The organism is Pseudarthrobacter sp. R1 (genome assembly GCF_024494415.1).
Lineage (GTDB): Bacteria > Actinomycetota > Actinomycetes > Actinomycetales > Micrococcaceae > Arthrobacter.
In genome coordinates, this window is record NZ_JAMKFI010000007.1 from 486,521 (window position 1) to 507,069 (window position 20,549).

Here is a 20,549-nt window from a genome sequence, read left to right on the forward strand (position 1 = left end):
ACAGGCAGAGCTACCACCGGTGTCCCACTTCCTTGGAAGTGGGACGCCTTCGCCGGACACTTGAAAAAGACGCGGCACGCCTCAGGATTTCGTCCCAGAACTATGCTCCCCATAACGTCCCGCCAGAACCGTACAAAGCAAAGCTCGGTACATTTGATGCATGGATATTGGGTACGCGCGCGTCTCGACCGCGAAACAAGATCTCGACAGGCAGATCGAGGCGCTGCGGTCCGAAGGCATTCCGGATAAATACATTTACGTGGACAAGCGATCCGGCTCCACCACCAACCGCCCGGGTCTTCAGGAAGCACTCGACCAGGCCCGGGAGGGCGATGTCGTCGTGGTGCACACGTTGGACCGATTGGGCAGGACCGTCCGGGACACCTTGAACCTCATCCACGACCTGGCCGCCCGGGGCGTTGGGGTGCGGAATCTGGCCGATCCGATTCGGATTGACTCCGCTAATCCGGATGACCCCATGTCGCAACTGGCAGTGGTGATGCTCGCGCTCTTCGGACAAATGGAACGGACATACGCCGTCGAACGCGCAGCCCATGCACGGGCAGTGGCAACGAGCAAGGGAAAACGAACCGGGCGGCCCAGTGTGATCGACCCAGCGAAACTGGCCTACGCCGCGCACCTTCGTGACCAAGAGGGGCTTTCCATCTCCGAAATTGTGAAGGCAACCGGCATCACCCGCACGAGCCTGTACCGTCACCTTCCACCCCGGCCACCGGAAAGCCTGACGGCCGAAGGTCTATAAGGGGTCTGTCCCGTATGGCTTTCGCGGCGAGATCGTAGAGTGCCTGCGCTGTTTTGGGGTTGCCGAGCGCGGCCGTGGTGATCCTGTTCAGTTTCGCCACGGCGTCCCGCAGGGCCGTTGTTCTGGGTGGAGTACCGTCATCGACAGGGCCTTCTGGTTCTGGAAGGAAGAGGTGCGCGGACGTGCCCCGGCCGGCCATTTGGCCTGACGTCAGGGCGTCGACGGCTTGGGCTGCCCCCATGAGGAGGTTTGCCTGGTGCTCCCAAGGCACATCTTCGAAGGGTTGCCACCTGGTGAGTCCTCCACGCAGGGGCAGGTTGCACTCGCCCCAAAGTCGCTTAAGGTCGGCAGACCGGTTACCCCACTCGGACAATGGTCCGCTCAGCTCGTCAATGATGGTCCGCAACAACCGGAACCAGGTTCCCGCATGTACGGTACGGCGCGGCAGCTCCACACAGCCGTGGGTGAGCGCCTGCCACGTGAGCCTTTCCATGGCACGGACAGGCGCGCTGATACTTCCGCACTGCGGATCCGAAGTCGTCAGAATGACGAAGTTTCCGCGGGCGCCGATACATGGTTCCAGAAGGAAGCCGTGTTCAGGGCAGCTGAGCAGCAGCGGTAGTTTCCAAACCAGAAGCAGTCCTTGCCGCGACGGGTCCTCGAGGCATCCGGGACATGCCCTGGTCAACGGATTGCTGGGGATCCATGCCCGCCAGTCCGCCACGGTCCTCGGCGGCCGACGTCCCGGGGCGAGCATGACGGAGAACTGGTTGACGTACGTATCGAACGCGGCCAGCTCGGCTTCGAGGGAGTCTGTCAACCAAGGGGTCCAGCCGATCAGGCTCATGCGGCTGAGTGTTTCCGGAGGGACTCCCGTCCGTTGAGTCAGTGTCCGCAGCAACGCCGGCGAAGGGCCGAGGTCAAGATCATCTTCATTGACATCGATGCCCTCCATTGCCCAATCGAGAAGACATCGGAGGCTCATGGAGTAGCAACCCGCCAGACGCGCCAACCAGGATGACAAAGCCTCACCTTCCAGCGGCCGGGGGTGCTGTGGCCACCGTGTCGGTGGCGTCATGCCAGCTCGCGTTCAAAGAGGCGGCGGCGTTCGCTCGGGCCGGCGTAGGCGGCCAGGCTCAGGCTACGGTGGTTGATTGCTTCCTCGCCGCTGTCCACGGCGGCGACCGCTGCTTCTGTCAGCAGCAGCGTAAGTTCACCTATGGTTCCTTCGCTGCGTGCGAGCAGGTAGCTTGCCATCTCGGCGGTGGCGATCGTTGAACATTTGCGGAGTGGAAAAGAGGAAGCAAAGCTGGCGAGCAGTGACAGGGTGTCGGCGTCTTCCTTCCAGCGGGGGAGGGCGATTGGCTCGAAGCGGTTCTCCAGCTGGTCATCGGAACGGATCGCCAAGTAAGCGTCCCGGGTTCCGACACCGATAAGGGGCATCCGGAGCTCGTTACCGAGGAACCGCAGGAGGTTAAGGAATTCCCGCCTGCTGCTGTCCCTTCCCGAAAGCACGTTATGCAGCTCGTCAATGACAAGCATCCGCACACCAACGCTCCGCAGGACGGACAATGCGAGCTGTTCCTGGTCGGCCAGCCGCTGCCTGGGCCGCGGTGGAGCGCCTGTCGCGTCGAGGAGGGCAGCGTAAAAGCGGCCGACTGATGGGTCTGAGGGCATTTGGATGATGAGAACTGGAATGTGCTCGCGATCGGGCTCGGATACGGGCGGATGCTGGCGTCGGAACTTCTCGATGATCATGGATTTTCCGTTGTTGGTCGGCCCGACCAACAGAAGATTGGGCATCCGCTGCTTCGTCGGCCAATCGTAGAAAGTCTCCAGCCTAGCCAAGGTGGCTTGGGCGCGGGGGTAGCCAATCCACCGGTCGGAGCGGATCCGTGTGATCCGCTCGGCATCCGACGACCGGGCTGCTGCCTGGGCACTGGCCTGAAGATGGCCAAGATCCTGCACCGGATGTTCTTCGTCCACGGCTACCATTCCTCGATCTCTTCAAACGGCATGATGTCCGGCCGGTTCGCGTCAGTATTGGCCGATGGTGATTCTGGCGGCTCTAGTGCCGTCGGGACCGCGGCTGCGGCAGCCAGGTGTCCGCGACGTTCGTTCTCCCTCCGAGTCTTCCGAGTGGTCTTCTGCGCGGATTGGGCGATCTCGCGCCTTAGGGAGATCGCGCGGAAAAGGTCCCCCTCGTCGACGTCGGCTCTTCCGTCGCGTCGAAGTCGCTCCAGAGCTCGACGATGCTCCCAGAGTGTGACCGCAGGATGGGACATGGTGCGGTAAGGCACCTCGACGTAGTGATGTCCTTCCGGGTCCAGAACCCAGACGCGACTGATATCGCGTGGGTCCCGGCGGATGATGAACTTTCCCAGCTTTTCGCGCCGGGCAATCCATGGCTTGAGTGCATTGGCGAAGTAATGAACGTGGTCGATCACGAATCCTGTCCGTGTCAGTGTCCTTCGGATGACGGGAAGAAAGTCCACCAGGAACGCAGTGGAGTTTGTTACCACCGATGGAGCAGTAGGAGCTGCAGCGATCCCTTTGGACCATCGGATCGCGGGCGTCTGGTGTAGACCGCTGTGGACGCTGCCGTGATATCCGGCGACTCCAAGGATCAGCCAGCGTTCCAGTTCCCGCAGGGTCAATGACGCCATCTTTTCGGCATTGTAGGAACCGCGTTGAGCCGTGTTGGAAAAGGTCGTTCCAGGCAGTTCATGGATCATGGTCATGGCCGTGCCGATGACTCGTTCCACGATTCCGCCGTAGTGCGGCCTTCCCAGCGGGCGGTAAGCGAGTTTGATGGCGTGCTGCTCACAGCCCCGCTTTAAGGCCTCGCTTTTGAACTCCGCGGCGTTGTCGACGTAGAGCTGCCGGGGCTTGCCGCTCATCGGCCAGTCAGCCTCGATCCGATGGCTTTCCAGCCACGGTCGCTTGTCGCAGCAAGCGTGCGTGAGGCAAAGTCCCACCGAAACCGCTGAAGGCGGCTCCAACGTCAGCACCATCCCGACCAGGCATCGGCTAAACACATCTATCGCCACTGTCAAATACGGCCGTCCCACGGGTTGCCGGTCGTGCTCGTCCACCACGATCAGGTCAATCACAGTGTGATCGATCTGCACCTGTTCCAACGGGGCATTAACGGCCGGAGGAGATCCGCCCGCTGCCTGCAGAGGACGGGCCGCATCTGTGCCTTCCCTCCGTCGGGTAACGCCGGCGGGATGCAGAGCTGCTATTCGGCGAGCGACTGTGCTCCGGGACGGTGCGGCCAGCCCTCTAACGAAACAAGCCTGGACGACGTCGCGGTGAAGGGCCGCCAGGGAAAGCTTCTGCCGCTTCAAGTAACGGGTGCGGATCAAGTCCTGGACCACGTCTTCGACAGGTTTGACCAGCCGCCCGCTGCCGCGTCCGCCATCCGACTGTCCTGGTAGGAGGTCCGTCACGTTGCCGGAACCGCGTCTGAACCGTTCAACAAGAACGTAAACCTGCCGGACGGAGACACCCAGCTGCGTTGCAGCATCGGCGGCAGCCCTGCCGCCAACCACATCCTGCCGGGCCAGAGGAGCAATCAAGGCAGCGTTGCGGACTGCGAGACCCCATTCCGCTTCAGACAAGGCCAAGAGACCATGCTCAATGATCGGCACGCCGTTGTCGGTCATGTCGTCACCGCTGGAGCAGTGCCCCGGGCACCCATACGAAAAAACTTAGCCCAGAGCGGTGCGCCGCGAATGGCTCGTTGTGCAGACGTGTTCGAACGGTCAGTGCCCACAGTCGGCTGCACAATCTCCGCGCCCTCAACGAAATCTGTGCAGGGGACTTCGAACAATGACAAATTCTGCAGAAAATCTGCAACGGTGCAGGTCAAACGCCTCTGCACTTGTTGAGACGTCTCGTTTCCCAAGGGTTACGAGACGGTTTGCTGGCTCCAGTCAGGGGACCTTCACTGAGTGATAAATCGGGCGGGTCATACGGGCTCCCCGACACGAGCCCTCACCGAGACGAGAATCCGAGGGGTTGCGCCCTTCCATCGACCGGCTAACGGGACACCTTCGAGACAGGACCCAGTCGTTATCTAGTCCCAGAGAAGCTGTGGGACGGCAGGGATGAACCATTTGGCCTTTTGGATGTGTCAGGCATTGTCAGCCCTTACTTAGGATGCGCGTCCCGAGGCACACCCCCTGCATGCTCCTGTCGAGTGTCTTGAAACGCTAGGGTTTTGAGGCGCAAAGGTTTTGAGACTCCCAGATTGGGAACCCTGAACGGTGCGATCAGGGTTGGCTAGGGTGCGATAGCAGCGAACAGCAGAAGCGCGACGCCTGCTCCGCCCACGAGGCATGCAGCAATTATGCTGCCTTTTCGTTGCGCCTGCAGTGTCTTGAATTTCGACTTCTCCGGCAAGCCCGACCATGCTGATTCGCCTGTTCGGGCCATGACGTTCCGGAGGAGATAAAGGCCCAGTCCACTGAGAAGTAGAAACAGCCCTGCGATTGCCAGTAACAGGCTGCTCGGCTCAATATTCTGGTTCATTTTTGAAAAATCAGGTGTAGAACGATCAGCGCGGCACCGGCGAGGATCAAGAGCCCGCTAAACATGGTTCCTATGCGTTCTAAGGCGCGGATCCGATCATCGTCCTGGACCGGCTCCCGGCGGAGCATTTCCAGTGAGATTTGATATTGCCGTGCGGCGATCCACTTCCGAAAGACTAACCACACGACCCCAACGACGATGAAAACACTCCCTAGTCCCATAGGTCTTTCCCATCATGCAAAACTCGCCTGGTTCTCCCGAGCGAGGAGAAGACTATGACTGGAGCCTACGGCACTGCAGATGCCTATAACAGTGCTGGCTTGTAACGAAGAGGAACCCTAGGGAACGAGACATTTCGGCAGGCTGGCTAAGGCCCACCCATCAGGCCGCAGCCGAAAACCTTCTCACTGGTTTGTACGACGATGAAGACTCTGGCTTCCGTAGAAGGTGGCTGCGCAAATATTTCGGCCCCTCCTGCTGTCCTACCTTGGGAGGTCAGCTCCTTCGTGTCGTGCTCGGCGGGCCTCGGATCGGGACCACAGTTATATTCACGTCCAGCGAATTGCACTTTGGAAGGAACTTCCTTTGGTGAAAGGACCCAGTCCGACGTCTGTTGATGGACGCTCCATAACCTCACGCCGGTAAGAACTCCTGCGAGCACTAACACGGAAACTATCAGTGACAATGCGATTCGCATCCCCCGACTCATGGAGCAAACACTCCACGAATAAGCCGACAACGTCAATGAAGGGGATAAGTCAGCATCGACCTACCCGCGAGGGAACCCTTACCGGTCTCCTACTCGGTCTGCCGGAGGGCACTGAGAGCGGATGCCCAAACCGCCCGCTCTGGTGCAAGAGGTACGGTCGTTGGATGAGAGCAGAACTCATCGATCCACGGGGTCAAACCTTGCAGGTCGACGATCCGAAGTACCGCGTCTACTTCTGGGCCGAAGACGGCTCGAAAGAGGAGTGGGAGCTTTCGGGCGCGGACCTCGATGAAGTGCTCGGATGGATTCCTGTGCATTCTCAAGGCCGCTCCCACAGCCTCTGGGCGGTAACACGACTCCCAGATGAGGTTTGCTTGATTCGTCTGCAAGGCATCGACCTCGACACTCGACCGGACGCCTGGCCGAGCTGGGCGCGGAGGGTTCACCTGTAGCCGTCGATCAGCGAACCTCTACTAGGACAGTTGTTCGAGGTAGACAATTTAGGAAAAGGGCTGACGAAGCACGGTGATGAAGGAGGACCCGATGAGATTCGACTTCCCGTTTCTGTTCTTGGCCTTCTCAATCGCCATGACCTACACATACACAGTTCTCCGCGAGGATGCTGACACATTGGACCGGCGGGCCCTGTCCGGGGCGATCGGAGCCGGCATGGCCGTCGTCGTCGTAGGGTTACTGATCTTCTGGATGCTGGGTATCTTGCGATAGGAGCGCATCGCCGCCCGCCAATGGACCCTTCCGGGCACTCACCACCCAACCAACGCCTATGGAAACTCGCGGGAGACCTATATGCTCCGATCAGCGTCCGCCATAAAGGAGCACACAGTGCAGCGCATTCGGTTGTGGCAATGCTTAGTTTCCTCGCTATTTCTCACTGTGCTACTAACTTCCTGCGGCGGTGACACAATGCCGGGCGGACCGGGAGCTGTGGAACCCGCGTCAGATTCTCTTAGCTCCGCTTCCTCAGAGCCCACCGCCCAGCCACAGGAAACATGCGCTGCATTCTTGCCAGCGGCACCATGCACGGAGTACACCAGCGTGTCCGGGACAGCCAATGACGAGGATTTACCGTGGGCGACATCGGGCAGTGTTAAAGCTTCCCTTATGTCCGTCGACGGACAACTGATGATCGGGGTAGATACCGAATGCGCACCCTTGAGTGGGCTGGCGACAATCACGGGGAACACGCTCACAGCCAAGGACATCGCGACAGGCGCATCCGGCTGTACTGATGCTAATGCTGGCGAGCAGCACTTGTGGGTAATGGATTTCCTGAAGCGACCTATCGAGATGACATTCAGCCAAGGCACACTTATTTGGAAGGGCGGGGCAAACTCACTGAGCTTCCAGCCGGACTGACCGACCGAGCTCGAAGCCTTTGAAAACAACTTCGTATGTGGAGCCTGGGCAGCCTTCTAGAGGTCTGGACCCAAACATTCGGCTTATTCTCCCGACTGATTGATCACCGTAGAGCTCATGGGGCCTGGGCGGTCACCGAAACTTGCCCAAGCGACAATTACGGCAACCACGATGACCGCCAGCAGAAGAGCAGCAATAAGGTGTTTCTGGATTTGGCTCGTATTCCGTCGCTCACAGCATCCCGCAAGGGTCCAGTCTCGAAGCCGTCCCGTTAGCCGGTCGATGGAAGGGCGCAACCCTCGGATTCTCGTCTCGGATGAGGGCTGGTATCAGGGAGCCCGTATGACCTGCCCGATTTATCACTCAGTGAAGGTCCCCCGACTGGAGCCAGCAAACCGTCTCGTAACCCTTAATGGCCGCGTTTGCGCGCCGCTTAAGTGTCACGAGCAACGCCTCACAAGCGGATCCTCTTCCGAGCGCCCCAAACATTCACGTGCCTTGAACGAGCCTGAAGCGAGACCCTGAGACGCTAATTGCGGCTAACCCTGCTGGGTCGTGCCGTTAGCGTCAGCGTTGTCCGGTCCGGTTCTGCAAGCTCCTGGGCCAAGGCTTCGCGGGCGGCCGCGAGGTCGTGTTTGAGGGCGTTGATGGTCCGTCGAAGATCGTTAATGGTGTTGGTGAGCCCCGCCTTTTCGGACATGAGCCGTTCGTTGGCGGAACGCAGTTCCGCGTGGACTGCTGGGTCGACGCGGTCAGCGTCGGGGAACTGCGCACCGAGCCATCGGCGCCGCTGGGTGCATAGTTCGTCGATGCATTTCTGTTGTTCCTTCACCCGTCCCCGCAGGCGTTGAATCTCAGCGACAAAGGTCAAGCGGTCCGCTGCTGCGCCCCGGGCGGAGGCGGCTGCTGTTAGGACCTGGTCGCGATTCCGCGCTTCCCTGACTTTGTGGGCTGCTTTCTTGACGGCGGTGTGCAGTTCGGGGTGGCTGTGGATGAACTCCCGGGATACGCCTGCTTCCCTGGCCACGGACGAGATGGTGATCGCCGCCCCTCGTCCGGCCAAGGCCAGCAGACCCTGGTCGACGGCTTGTTTCTTCTGCCCGGACATCGCCTGCCTGTGCTCCCGGAGCGCCTGCCCGCTACTGCCCGGCACCGGAGACGCCTTCCTGCAGGATTCCGCGCAGGTCGATCCTGCGCGGCAGGGACGCCCTGGCGCGGATGTCGGCCATGGCTGCCAGGGCTTCTTCAATCTTCTGGCGTTCGGCGGGTTGAAGGGACGCGATGTAGGAGTCTATGGCTCCGATGAGGGAGGAGCAGTCGTCGATCCGTTTGAGCAGGTAGTCCAGTACGTGCTGGCGGGTCTGAATGGCGCGGGCGCGTTCGTATTTGACCTTCAGATGGAGCCGTTTGGCTTCCATTGCGTCCCGTTCCAAGGGGTCAACGAGAAAGAAGGGGCATGCCTCGCAGGCGTAATCGACGCTGCAGAAGTGGCCGTTGGCGGCTACGTTCTGGGGTTCGGTGCATGTTCCCACGGTTAGGGCGATCTTGCCGAAGCCCTCACGTTCCCGGTTGAAGGGAACGACTGTGCCGTTGATGTCCAGCCGGCGTGCCGGCAGCGAGGCCATCGCCTTCTTCCGGCGCTTTGCGGTTACCTCGTAGTAAGCCATCGTGGTGCCGTGGGTCTTGTGCCCCATCAGTTCACGCAGGACATCAGGCGGTGTGGTTGAGATTCCGTTTTCGTCGACGGCGTCAGCGAGTCGTTGAGCGAAGGAGTGCCTGAACGAATACGGATCAATTTGGGTGAGGTCGAAGTAGACAAGGTTGCCTTCCGCTCCCTCGACCGGGGAGGTGAACGGTGCCTGCGCGGCGAGAAGCCTCAGGAAATCGCGTAGACGGTGGTTGAGGAAGGCATCGGCCCGGTGATGGTCCCGCGTGCCTTTGAACGTCGGGAACAGCCATTGGGAAACAACGCCGTGGTCGGCTTTGATCTGCTGCCACTCGCGGATCATGTCGTGGGTTTCCTGGTGGATGGGGAGCCTTGGCCCGGGCTGCCAAGGGGGCTTGGCCTGGGTCCAGTTCAGGTAAGGGGCCCCGCTGTGGTCATAGGAGATGCAGTCTTCCTTCAAGCGCACGGTCTCGCTGGTGCGGCGCCCGCACCGCTCCTGCAGGTAAATCATGACCCTGGCCTCCGCGGTGGTGTACGGGTTGCCGCGGTCAATGAGCTGGATGTGGTCCATGATCCAGTCGATGATGGGGGCCGGTGTGTAGCGGAAGGGCTCGTCCACGTTCGCCGCGGACCGGGACCGCTTCCCCGCCGCGGCGTGACGGGCCTCTTCAACGGCGAACTGGGCGGGGACGTCCTTCCAAAAACGGGATACCGAGGCGTCACGGCGGCCGAAGGCGATGACCTGGCTGATCATTCGAATGACCTTGGCCTGCGGGTGCTGTCTCGGCCATCTTTCCCGCACGGCCTTGATCACGGCATCCATGTCCGCAACTCCCAGCGCGGTCGGTGGCGTGCCGCGGAGGGTAAGGATTTCGTCTATCAGGCTCCAGGCGTGTTGTGCGGAGTAGAGCGTGGGGACGTTGTGGGGGCCGCCGTGTCTTGCCCAGGCGGCCACGGACTGGGCTAACCAGCTCTGGCTGATGCCCCGCAGGTCGATCTTCGCGTTATGCCCGAAGCTTTGCTGGGATTCCCGCAAAGCGAGGTCGGCGAAGTAGAGGACGCGGTCGTCGCGGGGGTCCAGCCCGGACCAGTCGCGGTGTGCCTGGTCGATCCGGCGCTGGAGGTCTTCTCTGAGGAACCGAAGCTGCTTGTGACCTTTTGACTGCCCCAGCGACGTCAAGCCGACGGCGCTGGTCACTCCGCGGCGGCGCAGGTCCAAATACACCATTCGCAACGGCAGCGGATCGAAGCGTGAGATTCCGGCGAGGTCCCGGGCCTGGACCGCGTACAAGAGCTCCGAGCGAACCGGCTCCGGAAGCAAGGCAAACGGGACTGCAACGCGGGTCGCATAGGTTGTCGGGATGCCATCAATGATGATCTCGGGCTCGTATTCCCTTGCGACCCAGTCCTCGACAAGCGACCTGGAAACCGCTGGTTGCCTGCTGGCCCAGCTCAGATAAAGCCGCGTGTGCTTCGAGCACAGTCCCTCGCTCGACGTGGCGTCGTGCCCGCATCCCGCTGAACAGCGTTTCTCCCTGTTCAGAAGGACCGGCTCGGTGACCGAGATCCATTCCGTCGGTGTCGATACCGTCAGCCCCGCAGTCTTTGCCCGCAGGAACGCATTGCGGTGGAAGTCGCAAAGCCCGAGCGCGAGATGGACCCGGCGGCACCCTTCAACGATGCATCCCGAAGCCGACGGGACCTTGGCCGGCTTGGGTTGGGCCAACCAATCCTCGAAGGCCAATGCCGCACTGGATTTCCGCCAGGAACTCCTGCACCCGGGACACAGCCCGGCCTCCGGCATCAGGACCGTGCAGCCGGTCTTGCTGCATACCGTGAGCCTTGTATCCCTCGTGTCGATGGTGGGAAGGAAAACGAGCGATTCGGCGTCGAACTCGGACGGTCTCCAGTTCTTGGCGATCTGACGGCCGAGGAAGGCTCCACGTAACCTCCGAGTCCTCATCGCGTGTCCCGGCAGGGAATGCTGTGACGGTCATTCTGTGGGGCTCAATTCGATGGCCCGTGGGACAAGTGCGGCCAGGGCAGCCTTGGCTGCCGGTTCAAGCCCGTGCGTATAGATCCGGGTTGATTCAATGTTTCGGTGTCCCAGCAGATACTGGACGACGTCTAGGTCCTGCCGGTCGCAGTCGATGCCGCGCACGAGTCGGGTGGCGAAGGTGTGACGGAGCATATGGGGGCGCGTGAGGGGGATGCCGATTTTGTTCCCCACGCGCTTCACGAGGTCGTAGGCATTGGAGTAAGTCATGGCCCGCCCGAGGTAGTCGTTTTCCCTGTCGTACAAGTTCACGAAGACATGCTTTGAATGATCGTCCCGCCCGAGAACGGCTGAGCGTTCCAGCACGTAATCGACGTAGCGCTCGACCAGCAGCGGGGTCACGTGGAGCGTGCGTTCCGCGCCCTTGGAGCGGGCCCCGTTCTCGGTGGTATGGCCCATGACGACATGGAAGTGAGGGTCCACGGTCCGGCACCCCAGCTCAGGGGATCCGCCGCCGAAGTGGATGTCGCCTGAGAAGAGGGAGAGCGCCTCTCCGACACGGATACCCGTGTAATAGAGAAGGTCGATCAGGAACCGGTCGCGGGCCGTCAGGTCCAGAGTTTCCAGCCTTCGCCGGGCACCAGGGTCGTCGATCCATTCCAATTCCTGGGCTGTTTGCCTCAGTGTCCGGTGTGGCTTCAGCGCATCCGTCAGGACGCGGCGGTGGGCTCCATGTTCACCTCCCGCTGCCGTCCCCGGCGGAAAGTACTTCAGCTTAGTCATCCGGGCTACGACATCAGTCCGGAGTAGGTCCATCGAATCGGCCCACCAATAGAACGAACGCAGAGGAATCATCCAAAGCTCAACCGTCCGGCTTGTTCGGCGGCGCCCAACACCGTCCGCGCTGCGGATGATTTCCGAGCCAACAACGTTTCGCCACATAGCAAGGTGGGAGACACTAACCGAGCGCCAGTCTGCGGTCTTCGCCGTCCAGGAGAGGTATTTCGCGACCCGGCTTCCATAGTTCCTCACGGTGTGAGGCGACCTGCCCGTATCCGTGAGAAACCGCAGCCAGGAGGATGCGACATGGAGCGCGTCTGTCTCATCGACGATCACATAGGTGTCATCGCCGTTCACAGACGCCATAGCGAGCGAATACGCCGCCGCAGAAGCCACAGTCACAATCTACTGACAGCAGCAAAGATAGATTGTCAGCCACGCCGTTACCGATCAGGCACTGACAGTGCCTGACTGGATCCGTAGCGGCTAGATAACCATCGGTACGGTGCCGGCCATGGCCATCATTAATTTACGGGCGTAGTCTCGCCCCATGCAGGGTCCAGAGCCCCTGGGTTTGACCCGGCCAAAAGCGTACAGATGGTCCTAGAGGAAGTTAGGGAATTATTATGCGGAGGTTGAGCGAAGCATCTTGGTATCAAGTCGCAGGCCTCTTGGTGATTGCTGGAATTATCCTTTTCGGAGGCAGTCCAGGGCCGTGGAGGTTTACGCTGAGTGGTCTGCTTGCCGCATTCGTGCTGACAATTGCAATCGTTAAATTGCGCGCCCGGAGCAGCATGCTTGAAGATCAAGAGGGCGCCTCACGTGATCGCTGAGCGGTGTCCATGATGGGACCCGTCGGCCTTCCTGAAGAGGCTCCTGCTGTGAAGTGAACCAACAACGCCGATCGAGATGCTCTCGTCTCTCAACAGCCACCTTGTTTTGTGAACAGGCTTCTACAGATAGTTCTGGCAATGCACGGGTATCGTGGCCGTATCTATGGCGAAGTGTCAGGTCAGGAGAGCTAGCATGAGCGTCTTTCCGAACGAAAAGCAGCAGAAGTGGATAGCCTTTGTCGCCTTCGGCTTGGCGTTCTTTTTCCTTGTTGGTTCGGCTTGGGCGTTCGTGGATATGGACTGGGTCCTAGGGGTGCTATTCCTCGTTCTGGCACTTGCGATGGTTGTGACGGAAATATTTCGATTGCGTGGGCGCGCTCGGTCGAACACAAGGGACAGCGAAACTCGCTAGTCTCGTCAGACCAGGCCTCCGTGACCGACCTATAAAGGTCCCCGAGAACCTTCCACTACGGGGCCCTGCCCAATCTCAGAAGACACGACTTCTGCGATTGGACAGGAGGCCCTCGAAAGTTTTCCTCATTTCTAATGGAACCGTTTAGGGGTTGCCGGACACTTATGGGTATGGGGAACCAGGGGAACGCAGATAAGGACAGCGATCTATGGTCGCGGGTCTTGGATGGTGATGGTTCCGCTTTCGCTGAACTCTTTGTTCTCCACCGCGACCGGGTCTTTGGTCACGGCCTGCGCCTCGTAAGAACTTCCCATGAGGCAGAAGACATCACGGCGATGGTGTTCCTTGAGGCTTGGCGCTGCAGAGCAAGTGTCAGGCTGGTCAACGATTCGATCATCGGCTGGCTGCTGGTCACCGCCACCAACGTGGCCAGGAACCGCATCAGATCCAATCTGCGGTATGAGCAACTTATCCGGAAGCTACCGCGTGTGGAGACGGCACCGGATCACGGCGACTCCGTGGCAGACGCCGTCGACCGAGACCGGCGCTCACAGCTCCTGCACCGCGCCTACCGTTCGCTCGGGCGGAAAGACCAGGAAATCATCGCCCTCTGCGTTCTCGAAGAGATGAGTACTACCGAAGTAAGCGAGCTGCTAGGCATCCCGCCTGGCACCGTGAAGTCGCGGCTCTCGCGCGCCAAACAGAAACTGTCGCAGCTGCTGAATCCACAAACCGGGCTATTGCCGGCCAATCCGCTCACCCCTGAAGAGGGCACACCATGAACGACACACCTAATCCACCGCGCTTCAACGCCGAACGCAGCAAGGCCATCGAACAGCTCCTCACTAACGTCGCCCAAGACGGAACCCCGGAAAACCGCCACTTCCAAAACACTAAAGGCAAACGAATTCTGCTTGCCGGCGTCGTGGTCGCCGTGGCAGTAAGCGGAGCGGCCGTAGCGCTGCAGATGCCAGTCACTGATAAGAGCTCAATCGCCTGCTTCGCACGCCCGGAACTGAACGGCAGTCAGTTCCCCGGGACGACAGTCGTTCTGGGCGAAGGTACCAGGATTGGTGAACAATCAACGCAACGCAACCCGATTCCCATCGAGGACGCGTTGGCTGCGTGCCGGGACATATGGGCTCAACACTCGCTCGACCCGGAGAGCCCCAACGGCATGGCACATCCAAGCCTCTATGACCGCAGCTTCTCTTATCCAGTACCGACCCCACTGGCCGTGTGCGTCCTCAAGGACGGCCGTGCCGCCGTAATCCCCGGCGACAAAGACGTTTGTGCTTCGCTCGGACTGGCTCTGAAGGCCGACGAGGCACCCCGGCCCTGATAGTCGATTCTTCCTAGCACCGAGCACGGATCCCCGAACCTTTCCGTCCCCGAAGAAGGTTCCCCATCTAGATGTCTCGAAGTCTCTGCGCCGCGACCAACGAGCGGGAGTGTGTCAGGTGCCGGGGGAAAAGATCGTGATTTCCCCGCTGGTTAACGCTTGATCCACGCACTCCGCAACCCGCAGTGCATCGATCTCCGATGATCCTGCGTCCAGGCGTATACCGAGGCGGGAAGCAGGCATGTCGGCGCTCATTACGGCACTTTCTACGCTTGGATCGTCCTCGCAGGAATCCATTGATTCAAAAACGGGAAAACTAACACCGATGCTCCAGCGGTCGTCGGCAGAGGCGGCGCGGGGGTAGTCTGCTGGCGAAGCCGGCACACAAGCGGCCAGCAGAACCACCAGTAGTGGAGTAAATGTCTGTTTCCGCATGAAACCCCCTGGAAGCTAACAGCCCTTACGCCTAACTCTAGGGGGGGGCGGCTCGCCCTGCGCTTGGTCCAGCCTGGCTTGTCTCATAACCTCTGTGCCTCGAAACCCTAGCGTTTCGAGACGAGCACCTTTACGACTCTGGGGCATGCCGTTGGCCACCGTGGGTGTGTGTCACGAGTTGCGGAGGAACCAGGAACGGCCCCTCCGGCTGTGCTCGATACAGTCTTCTGACAGCCTGAGAGGATGCTGAAGTGCCGACATCTTGGGCTGAACCCATGCCACCTCGGTAGAGACTGCCGAGAGCATCCGAAGTGCCCCACGGAGAACGCGCCGGTCCCTGACGCCGGCGAACTGTCCATCGGGCCAGTCTGCAGCGTGGTTTCCGATGCTTGTCCTGCTCCGTTTGTGCGACAGACCGTACTTCTGCAACTGCGGAGATGATTACGTGCCGGACGGCTTCGACGGTTGTCTCGTGCTGCTCATGGACGAATCCTACGGGCTCTGCCAACTCGCTTTGAGCCGCAGCCTTTCGCGCCGGCTCACGCACACCGGGCTCGGCTACTGAGGTGACGTCGTCAGCCAGCAAAAAACCCACTAGCTTCCAAAATGGACCTGGCGAAGGTCCATTGCCCAACCACGCACCCTAAAATCATGACTGGAGCAAGAATGTAATACGCTATTCGCGATCCTTTTCCCATGTGATGCGAATCTGGCTTGGCTCCTGAACGCCATAGCAGAAATAGCAGGATTAGCGATGGAAGCATTGCAGCAGGCACGGGAATTCCCGCACCGCTCCGATTGAACCTCCCCTCGTAAGGCATCCGCGTATCGATCGGAACGCTCAAGAAGACGAAGATTGCGATTCCCACACAAACCAAAAATGCAAAAGCACACAACTGCGTCTTGAGCCTCACCGCTCGCTTACCCAGGCGCAGGTCTCTCCCAGTCAGACCTCCGGGACCTTCTGGTGTTGAACCAGCATTCAAATGCTCATCTACCATGATGGGTTCCTCCCTGGCTCTCTCAGGCTTGCTCTCCTTTGAATCTACCGCTGTCTAGGATCGCGCCGAGATCCGCCCCATCCACCACAGTCTTGATGAGGAGTGAAGTCTTCGTTCGCCGTCGGCGCGACGCAGTCCTTGCACCAATCGGCCCCCTCTCGCGAGCAACACCTCTACAGCCATGGCGGCCCGGCTTTCTGAGCATACGGGGAGCCTGCGTCAGTGCTGAGGCTAGGCACCAAGTACCCAACCGCGGAGCCACTCACCACTCCTCGGCACTTCCCGCATCCAGTGGCAGGCTAAGCGCTGCACAAAGAATGAGGAGCAAATGCTGAAGTCGTTCAACAAACGAAGATCCCCTGAATCACGACGGCAAAGGCCAAGTCGCAACGACGGGTGAACCGTGTCTTGAAACCACTTTGTGTTAAAACCTTAGCGTTTCGAGTCACAGCGGTTGAGTAAATAAGTCAATCGAAGCTGCGGAGGTACCTGTCCACATCGGCCCAAATCTCAGCATCGGTCCTGGGCGGGTCGTAGGTGCTGCCGATCTCGTTCCACGGATACCAACGGTCCCAGGCTTCCTCGGTCTTCATATTCGACTTCTTGAAAGTACTTAGCGGCGTCTCGGAGGACTCTTCCCTTAGTTCGCTCGCCAGCTTCCCACGCGGATAATTGGTATAACCAGATCAATGACCATCGATTTTCAACCTTTTTATCTAGGTTCGGCCCGAACCAATACTCAGTCGCCACCGCCACCGCCGCCGCCAGCATCACCGTCAGCATCACCGTCAGCACCGCCGCCATCCCTATCAGTGCCGCCACGTTCGTCAGAAGACACACCCCCTACGACCACCACACCTGAGTCACCGTGGCCTCCGCCGGTCCGGGCGGACGCAGAGCCCCTGGAGGCCCGCCGGCGGCGCTGCGAGATGACGCCTGAAACGAATAACAACACGGCCAGCGCTGCCACCCCAACGAAGAAAGCCAGCATCTTCATTTCGCCTTCGTTCATATCAGAATCCGTTCTGAAAGTTCAGCGTGAGGAACAAACCCCACGTTCCAAGGTCTGCACATGGTCCCTTCATCGATGGATCCGCTTGAGTCACATGCCGGATAGGTCCTGCCGGCAATCTAGCAAAATTCAGCGAACAAGGGGCACTTTTCTGGATTGCAGACCTTCCGGAGGCAGATTCTCGGGAATGCTACGTGTATATGGACCTATCTGTTGACGGCGCAATTTTTGCGAGTACCTGGATTGGGTACCGCGTGACTATCGATGGCGAAACCAGCAAAGTACTAGGCCAGGTTTTCACTAAGTAACCCGTGAGCACGACGATTCAAAAGCCAACCGTAGAAGTCAGCCAGCTTGCAGCACTCCGGCGTCCGGTAAGGCATCCCGTTAAGGGTTCCAAGAAAAGACCTTGAGTTTTAGGGCCGATCAGAGTTGATCAGCTGTAGGACGCGATGATCCTGCGCGTTGATCCGTTCACCGTGATGCGTCCGCCATAGGGCAGGATCCACTGGGGACGGGTGTGGCCGAACGGCACCCCGGTGCAGATGACAGCCTTGGGGTTGTACCGGGTGACCTCCTCGATGATCGCGTCCCGCTGGGCGGCGCGCAGCCGGGTGCGTTCATCGGGTTCCGGCCGGTGTTCAAAGTTGCTGGTTGGCGCCCTGGCGACGAGAACCCCGTGAACCGCGTTGAGGATGCCTCGCTCCCCGAGGGAGCGGACCCACCGCTTCACCCAGTCGGCGGGCGGGGTCAGCTCACTGGTTTCCAACATCAGGATGGACCCGTGCAGTTCCCTAACCGGAGGCATGCGGTCCGCCAACGCAAGCTGGTCGATGACCTCCAGGCATCCGCCCCACGTGCGTCCCGATACCGTCCGCTCCGGCCCGGCCCATGTCCAGGGTTCGGTGGGCTCCCGTTCTCCGAATTCAACGAGGGCTTTGGGGTCGCGCCAGTCATGGCCGAAGTCTTCGGATTCACCGGGATCCGTGATAGTGAGCTCTCCGCCGTCCAGTAGGGCTGCCTTGAGGGAGGTGAGGTGGGCTTCGTCAATGCCGGGGCCGGGGCCAAGGTGTACCTGGGTGGAACCACCGTAGAAGCCGCTGATGCCGTGGGCCCAGAGCCAGTTGAGCAGGTTGGTGTTGTCGCTGTAACCAAGAAATATCTTGGGGTCGGCCCGGACGAGTTCGGCGTCCAGATAAGGGATGACCGTGATCTGGTCATCCCCGCCGATGGTGGCGAGGATGGCTCGGATGGATGGGTCAGCGAAGGCGGTGTTGAGATCGGCTGCGCGGTCTTCAGCGGTTGCACCGAGCTGACGGGTCGTCGGGAATTCCACGGGCATGAGGCCAGTCGTGCTGGCGAACCGGTTCATGGCCTGCTCGTGAACTGCAGGCGCGAAGCCGGGAGCAGCGAACGACGGTGACAGAATTGCCACTCGATCGCCCCGACAAAGTTTCGGTGCTGACCCAATGGATCCCCATTTTTCCATCCCGCCATTCAAACACAATGGAAAAGTCAGCAGGTCCGGCACTAAAACGAATTCACCCCCGGCCCTGCCAGGCTTGCCTTCACACAACTCGTCAGGAGGATCACGGACCGCTCTAGGTGTTTCTTTTACCCTTCCCCATCCAACTCGGTGTTTCGAAAAACCTCGCCGTAGTGCTGCATCACGATGACGGGTATCTATAACCGATTGCTGCAGCCAGCATCCCTGGCGTTTGGTCTTGCCCGGCAATTCCATGATCCCTAGATGAGCGGCAAACTCTTGAAGGCCCTTACCTCAACGGCGATCCTGCACCGGCTGGGCGCGGAGACGGCGTCCCTGGCTTCGGAGGTGCATGTGAACCTGCTGAGTCAGATTTTTGCCGGGATGACTGCGTTGACGCTGACCACCGTAGGCTTGTTGGAGATCTTCTTTTACGGCGATCGCCGCTTTCACCGGCTCCTTTTGATTAAACCAAGTGATGTTGCGGCCGTGCGCATGTGGGCCATGAACATTGGCGTCTACAACATCGCCTTCCCGCTTGGCATATCCACCGGACTGTGGCTGATGAACTTCTCCGACGAGGCCGGTAGTGGGTCAGCCATCGTGATCTTTTGCTGCGCGAGCCAGTTCCTCCTCGGCATCCACTTGTGGATCACGGAGAAACGCCTGCTCATCAGTGCCATGGGACAGGCCCTCGGCCCCGGTCTCGCATTGGTCTTCTATTTCTTTTTTCCGGTGAACCTGACCGAGGGAGCGGAATACTACCTCTGCGGTCCAGTGGCTGTTATGCAGTCTGTGCGCAGGGCACTTGATTACCAGTACATCTCTCGCATGCTCGCCGATGGCCTTGGGGCATGTGACCGCCACTTGGCGCGAGAGCTATGCAATGAACCAGGAAGGTTAGGTGGGGGTAGGCTCTACCAGTTGAGAGCCACAAGACATTAGGGGGAGCCAGTGGACGGTCACGCCAAGTGGGAATGCGGAACCTGTGGACAGCAACATGAGGGACTCACGATGGTTTTCGGGCCCCTGGCGCCAGATCCTTGGATGCACGCAACACAGGCGGAACGTGACGCAGGCGAGCTGAACGGTGACATGTGTGTCCTGGAAATAGAAGGGGAGTGGCATTACTTCCTCAGGGGACATATTGAAATCCCCATCCTCGATGCACTTGGTGAAGTTTTTAGCTGGTCTGTATGGGCCTCCGTTAGTGAGGACAGCATCCAACGGGTTGCAGAACACTGGGAAGACCCGGCACGTGCGTCCCTGCCCCCAGTGTTCGGGTGGGTGTGCAACGAACTTCCGTACGAACAGTCAACCGTCTCCACTCCAAGCCTTATGCATAGCAGGGACCCGGGAGTTGTTCCGTTCATTCAGCTCGACCCATCGGTGGACCACCCCTTAGCCAGAGAGCAGGGGATGGGCATAACGCTGCATCGGGTAGCGGAGATTAATCGTCTGGTCGGGGCGGAGGCCCCGTGAGACATTTAGAAGAGCTGGAGGCGCACTATAGGTCCGTTGTCGGCGCCGAACCCGAGTTCGGCACCATGACCTCGTTGGAGGGCAACACGGTCGGCATCTTTCACTGGCCCCGGGCATCATCAAGGATGGGAGTCAGCTTGTACGCCTCCGCCGGGATCAGCGTTCCCGGTCCCGGCGGCCGCGGTCATTCACACACCGTGGAAGTCTTCACTGGCATCAAGCAGGATTCTGAGCAAGTGCGGGAGGCGTTCGCCAATCTCATCACGAGCTTGGTTTGCAGCACCACGCCTCACCCGGCCCGTCACGGCGTCTTCGTCGCCGGAGATTGGGAGGTCATCGAAGGCCGGAAGTTCACGGGCTGGGTCCTTACCGAACGACCGGACGAACTCATTCCGGACCTCCAGCTGAAGGACGGACGCCACATCACCTTCCTTGACGCGCTGCCAGTCTTCGCTGAGGAGGCCGCGTTCCGGCACGGTAACCGCGCAGATGATCTGCTCGGAATGTGGGAGGAATGGGAAGTGAAGTCAGCGGACCTGGACCGGGAGTTGCATCCAAGCCTGAAGAAACCGCGAAAGACGTCCTGGCTGCGGTCTGCCCTGAAGTTGAAACGGCAATGACAGGGTGATTGGCCGCCACCCCCACCCATTCTCTGCAAGAAGGGTTTTCGCGCTGCCGGGGCCAAGGGTCAGATATCGAGTAGTCGACGTTTGGCGATC

The 20,549-nt window shown here is 60.0% G+C and carries 22 protein-coding genes and 1 pseudogene; 10 read left to right on the forward strand and 13 right to left on the reverse strand.

The genetic code is table 11. The features are described from left to right. Positions 1 to 160: 160 nt before the first annotated feature. Entirely contained in the window at positions 161 to 763 is a 603-nt protein-coding gene (locus M8J71_RS10050) for a recombinase family protein (RefSeq protein WP_256247758.1), read from the forward strand. Here the strand turns inward: M8J71_RS10050 and M8J71_RS10055 are convergent. The 4 genes from M8J71_RS10055 to M8J71_RS10070 form a co-directional block, all read right to left on the reverse strand. Beyond that, positions 693 to 1,841 (reverse strand): TniQ family protein, encoded by a 1,149-nt coding sequence (locus M8J71_RS10055; RefSeq protein ID WP_256247759.1) that lies wholly within the window; start codon positions 1,839 to 1,841, stop codon positions 693 to 695. The two genes, M8J71_RS10050 and M8J71_RS10055, sit on opposite strands and share 71 nt — an antisense overlap. Continuing rightward, positions 1,838 to 2,758: a TniB family NTP-binding protein gene (locus M8J71_RS10060; protein ID WP_256247760.1), complete on the reverse strand. Its 921-nt coding sequence runs from the start codon at positions 2,756 to 2,758 to the stop codon at positions 1,838 to 1,840. Before M8J71_RS10060 ends, M8J71_RS10055 begins: the two co-directional genes overlap by 4 nt. Beyond that, positions 2,752 to 4,431 carry a Mu transposase C-terminal domain-containing protein gene (locus tag M8J71_RS10065; protein WP_256247761.1) on the reverse strand — a complete coding sequence of 560 codons (1,680 nt, stop codon included), beginning with the start codon at positions 4,429 to 4,431 and terminating at the stop codon, positions 2,752 to 2,754. The genes M8J71_RS10060 and M8J71_RS10065 overlap by 7 nt, the downstream gene beginning before the upstream one ends. A 619-nt stretch (positions 4,432 to 5,050) precedes the next feature. Beyond that, entirely contained in the window at positions 5,051 to 5,299 is a 249-nt protein-coding gene (locus tag M8J71_RS10070) for a hypothetical protein (protein ID WP_256247762.1), read from the reverse strand. 873 nt (positions 5,300 to 6,172) lie between these two features. On the opposite strand from M8J71_RS10070, the gene M8J71_RS10075 reads away from it, so the two are divergent. The 3 genes from M8J71_RS10075 to M8J71_RS10085 all read left to right on the forward strand — a co-directional run bounded on the left by M8J71_RS10075 (position 6,173) and on the right by M8J71_RS10085 (position 7,385). Beyond that, positions 6,173 to 6,460, forward strand: a complete 288-nt coding sequence (locus tag M8J71_RS10075; RefSeq protein ID WP_256247763.1) for a hypothetical protein — start codon at positions 6,173 to 6,175, stop codon at positions 6,458 to 6,460. 91 nt (positions 6,461 to 6,551) lie between these two features. Then, a complete protein-coding gene (locus tag M8J71_RS10080; protein ID WP_256247764.1) occupies positions 6,552 to 6,734 on the forward strand; it encodes a hypothetical protein in 183 nt (60 codons plus the stop codon). A gap of 396 nt (positions 6,735 to 7,130) precedes the next feature. Beyond that, entirely contained in the window at positions 7,131 to 7,385 is a 255-nt protein-coding gene (locus M8J71_RS10085) for a hypothetical protein (protein ID WP_256247765.1), read from the forward strand. 529 nt (positions 7,386 to 7,914) lie between these two features. On the opposite strand, the gene M8J71_RS10090 is transcribed toward M8J71_RS10085, so the two are convergent. From M8J71_RS10090 to M8J71_RS23620, 4 genes and pseudogenes are all read right to left on the reverse strand, one after another. Beyond that, positions 7,915 to 8,538: a DUF6262 family protein gene (locus M8J71_RS10090; RefSeq protein ID WP_256247766.1), complete on the reverse strand. Its 624-nt coding sequence runs from the start codon at positions 8,536 to 8,538 to the stop codon at positions 7,915 to 7,917. Further along, on the reverse strand, positions 8,525 to 10,777 hold the full coding sequence (locus tag M8J71_RS10095) for a tyrosine-type recombinase/integrase (RefSeq protein WP_256247767.1): 2,253 nt from the start codon (positions 10,775 to 10,777) through the stop codon (positions 8,525 to 8,527). Before M8J71_RS10095 ends, M8J71_RS10090 begins: the two co-directional genes overlap by 14 nt. A 267-nt stretch (positions 10,778 to 11,044) precedes the next feature. Beyond that, entirely contained in the window at positions 11,045 to 11,830 is a 786-nt protein-coding gene (locus tag M8J71_RS10100) for a tyrosine-type recombinase/integrase (protein WP_256247768.1), read from the reverse strand. Positions 11,831 to 11,881: 51 nt separating this feature from the next. Then, positions 11,882 to 12,193, reverse strand: a pseudogene (locus tag M8J71_RS23620) (site-specific integrase); the annotation flags it as partial. Between the two features lie 660 nt (positions 12,194 to 12,853). Here M8J71_RS23620 and M8J71_RS10105 point away from each other — a divergent pair. The 3 genes from M8J71_RS10105 (at position 12,854) to M8J71_RS10115 (ending at position 14,414) form a co-directional block, all read left to right on the forward strand. Continuing rightward, positions 12,854 to 13,072, forward strand: coding sequence for a hypothetical protein (locus M8J71_RS10105; protein ID WP_256247769.1), 219 nt, complete (start codon positions 12,854 to 12,856; stop codon positions 13,070 to 13,072). A gap of 170 nt (positions 13,073 to 13,242) precedes the next feature. Then, complete coding sequence (locus tag M8J71_RS10110; RefSeq protein ID WP_256247770.1) at positions 13,243 to 13,854, forward strand: RNA polymerase sigma factor; 612 nt, start codon at positions 13,243 to 13,245, stop codon at positions 13,852 to 13,854. Then, positions 13,851 to 14,414 (forward strand): hypothetical protein, encoded by a 564-nt coding sequence (locus tag M8J71_RS10115; RefSeq protein WP_256247771.1) that lies wholly within the window; start codon positions 13,851 to 13,853, stop codon positions 14,412 to 14,414. The genes M8J71_RS10110 and M8J71_RS10115 overlap by 4 nt, the downstream gene beginning before the upstream one ends. 114 nt (positions 14,415 to 14,528) lie before the next feature. Here M8J71_RS10115 and M8J71_RS10120 read toward each other — a convergent pair whose 3' ends face one another. From M8J71_RS10120 to M8J71_RS10140, 5 genes are all read right to left on the reverse strand, one after another. After that, on the reverse strand, positions 14,529 to 14,849 hold the full coding sequence (locus M8J71_RS10120; RefSeq protein ID WP_256247772.1) for a hypothetical protein: 321 nt from the start codon (positions 14,847 to 14,849) through the stop codon (positions 14,529 to 14,531). 575 nt (positions 14,850 to 15,424) lie between these two features. After that, positions 15,425 to 15,850 carry a hypothetical protein gene (locus tag M8J71_RS10125; protein WP_256247773.1) on the reverse strand — a complete coding sequence of 142 codons (426 nt, stop codon included), beginning with the start codon at positions 15,848 to 15,850 and terminating at the stop codon, positions 15,425 to 15,427. A gap of 467 nt (positions 15,851 to 16,317) precedes the next feature. Beyond that, complete coding sequence (locus M8J71_RS10130) at positions 16,318 to 16,443, reverse strand: hypothetical protein (protein WP_256247774.1); 126 nt, start codon at positions 16,441 to 16,443, stop codon at positions 16,318 to 16,320. A 146-nt stretch (positions 16,444 to 16,589) separates the two neighbouring features. After that, positions 16,590 to 16,862: a hypothetical protein gene (locus tag M8J71_RS10135; protein WP_256247775.1), complete on the reverse strand. Its 273-nt coding sequence runs from the start codon at positions 16,860 to 16,862 to the stop codon at positions 16,590 to 16,592. A 436-nt stretch (positions 16,863 to 17,298) separates the two neighbouring features. Continuing rightward, entirely contained in the window at positions 17,299 to 18,351 is a 1,053-nt protein-coding gene (locus M8J71_RS10140; protein ID WP_256247776.1) for a S66 family peptidase, read from the reverse strand. Positions 18,352 to 18,612: 261 nt separating this feature from the next. Between M8J71_RS10140 and M8J71_RS10145 the strand changes: the two genes are divergently transcribed. Genes M8J71_RS10145 through M8J71_RS10150 form a run of 3 tightly spaced genes read left to right on the forward strand, consistent with a single transcriptional unit; the run spans position 18,613 to position 20,450 of the window. After that, positions 18,613 to 19,293: a DUF1304 family protein gene (locus M8J71_RS10145; protein ID WP_256247777.1), complete on the forward strand. Its 681-nt coding sequence runs from the start codon at positions 18,613 to 18,615 to the stop codon at positions 19,291 to 19,293. 9 nt (positions 19,294 to 19,302) lie between these two features. Then, entirely contained in the window at positions 19,303 to 19,830 is a 528-nt protein-coding gene (locus tag M8J71_RS23625) for a DUF2199 domain-containing protein (RefSeq protein WP_374114831.1), read from the forward strand. Further along, positions 19,827 to 20,450: a suppressor of fused domain protein gene (locus tag M8J71_RS10150; protein WP_256247778.1), complete on the forward strand. Its 624-nt coding sequence runs from the start codon at positions 19,827 to 19,829 to the stop codon at positions 20,448 to 20,450. Before M8J71_RS23625 ends, M8J71_RS10150 begins: the two co-directional genes overlap by 4 nt. The last annotated feature ends 99 nt before the right edge of the window (positions 20,451 to 20,549 follow it).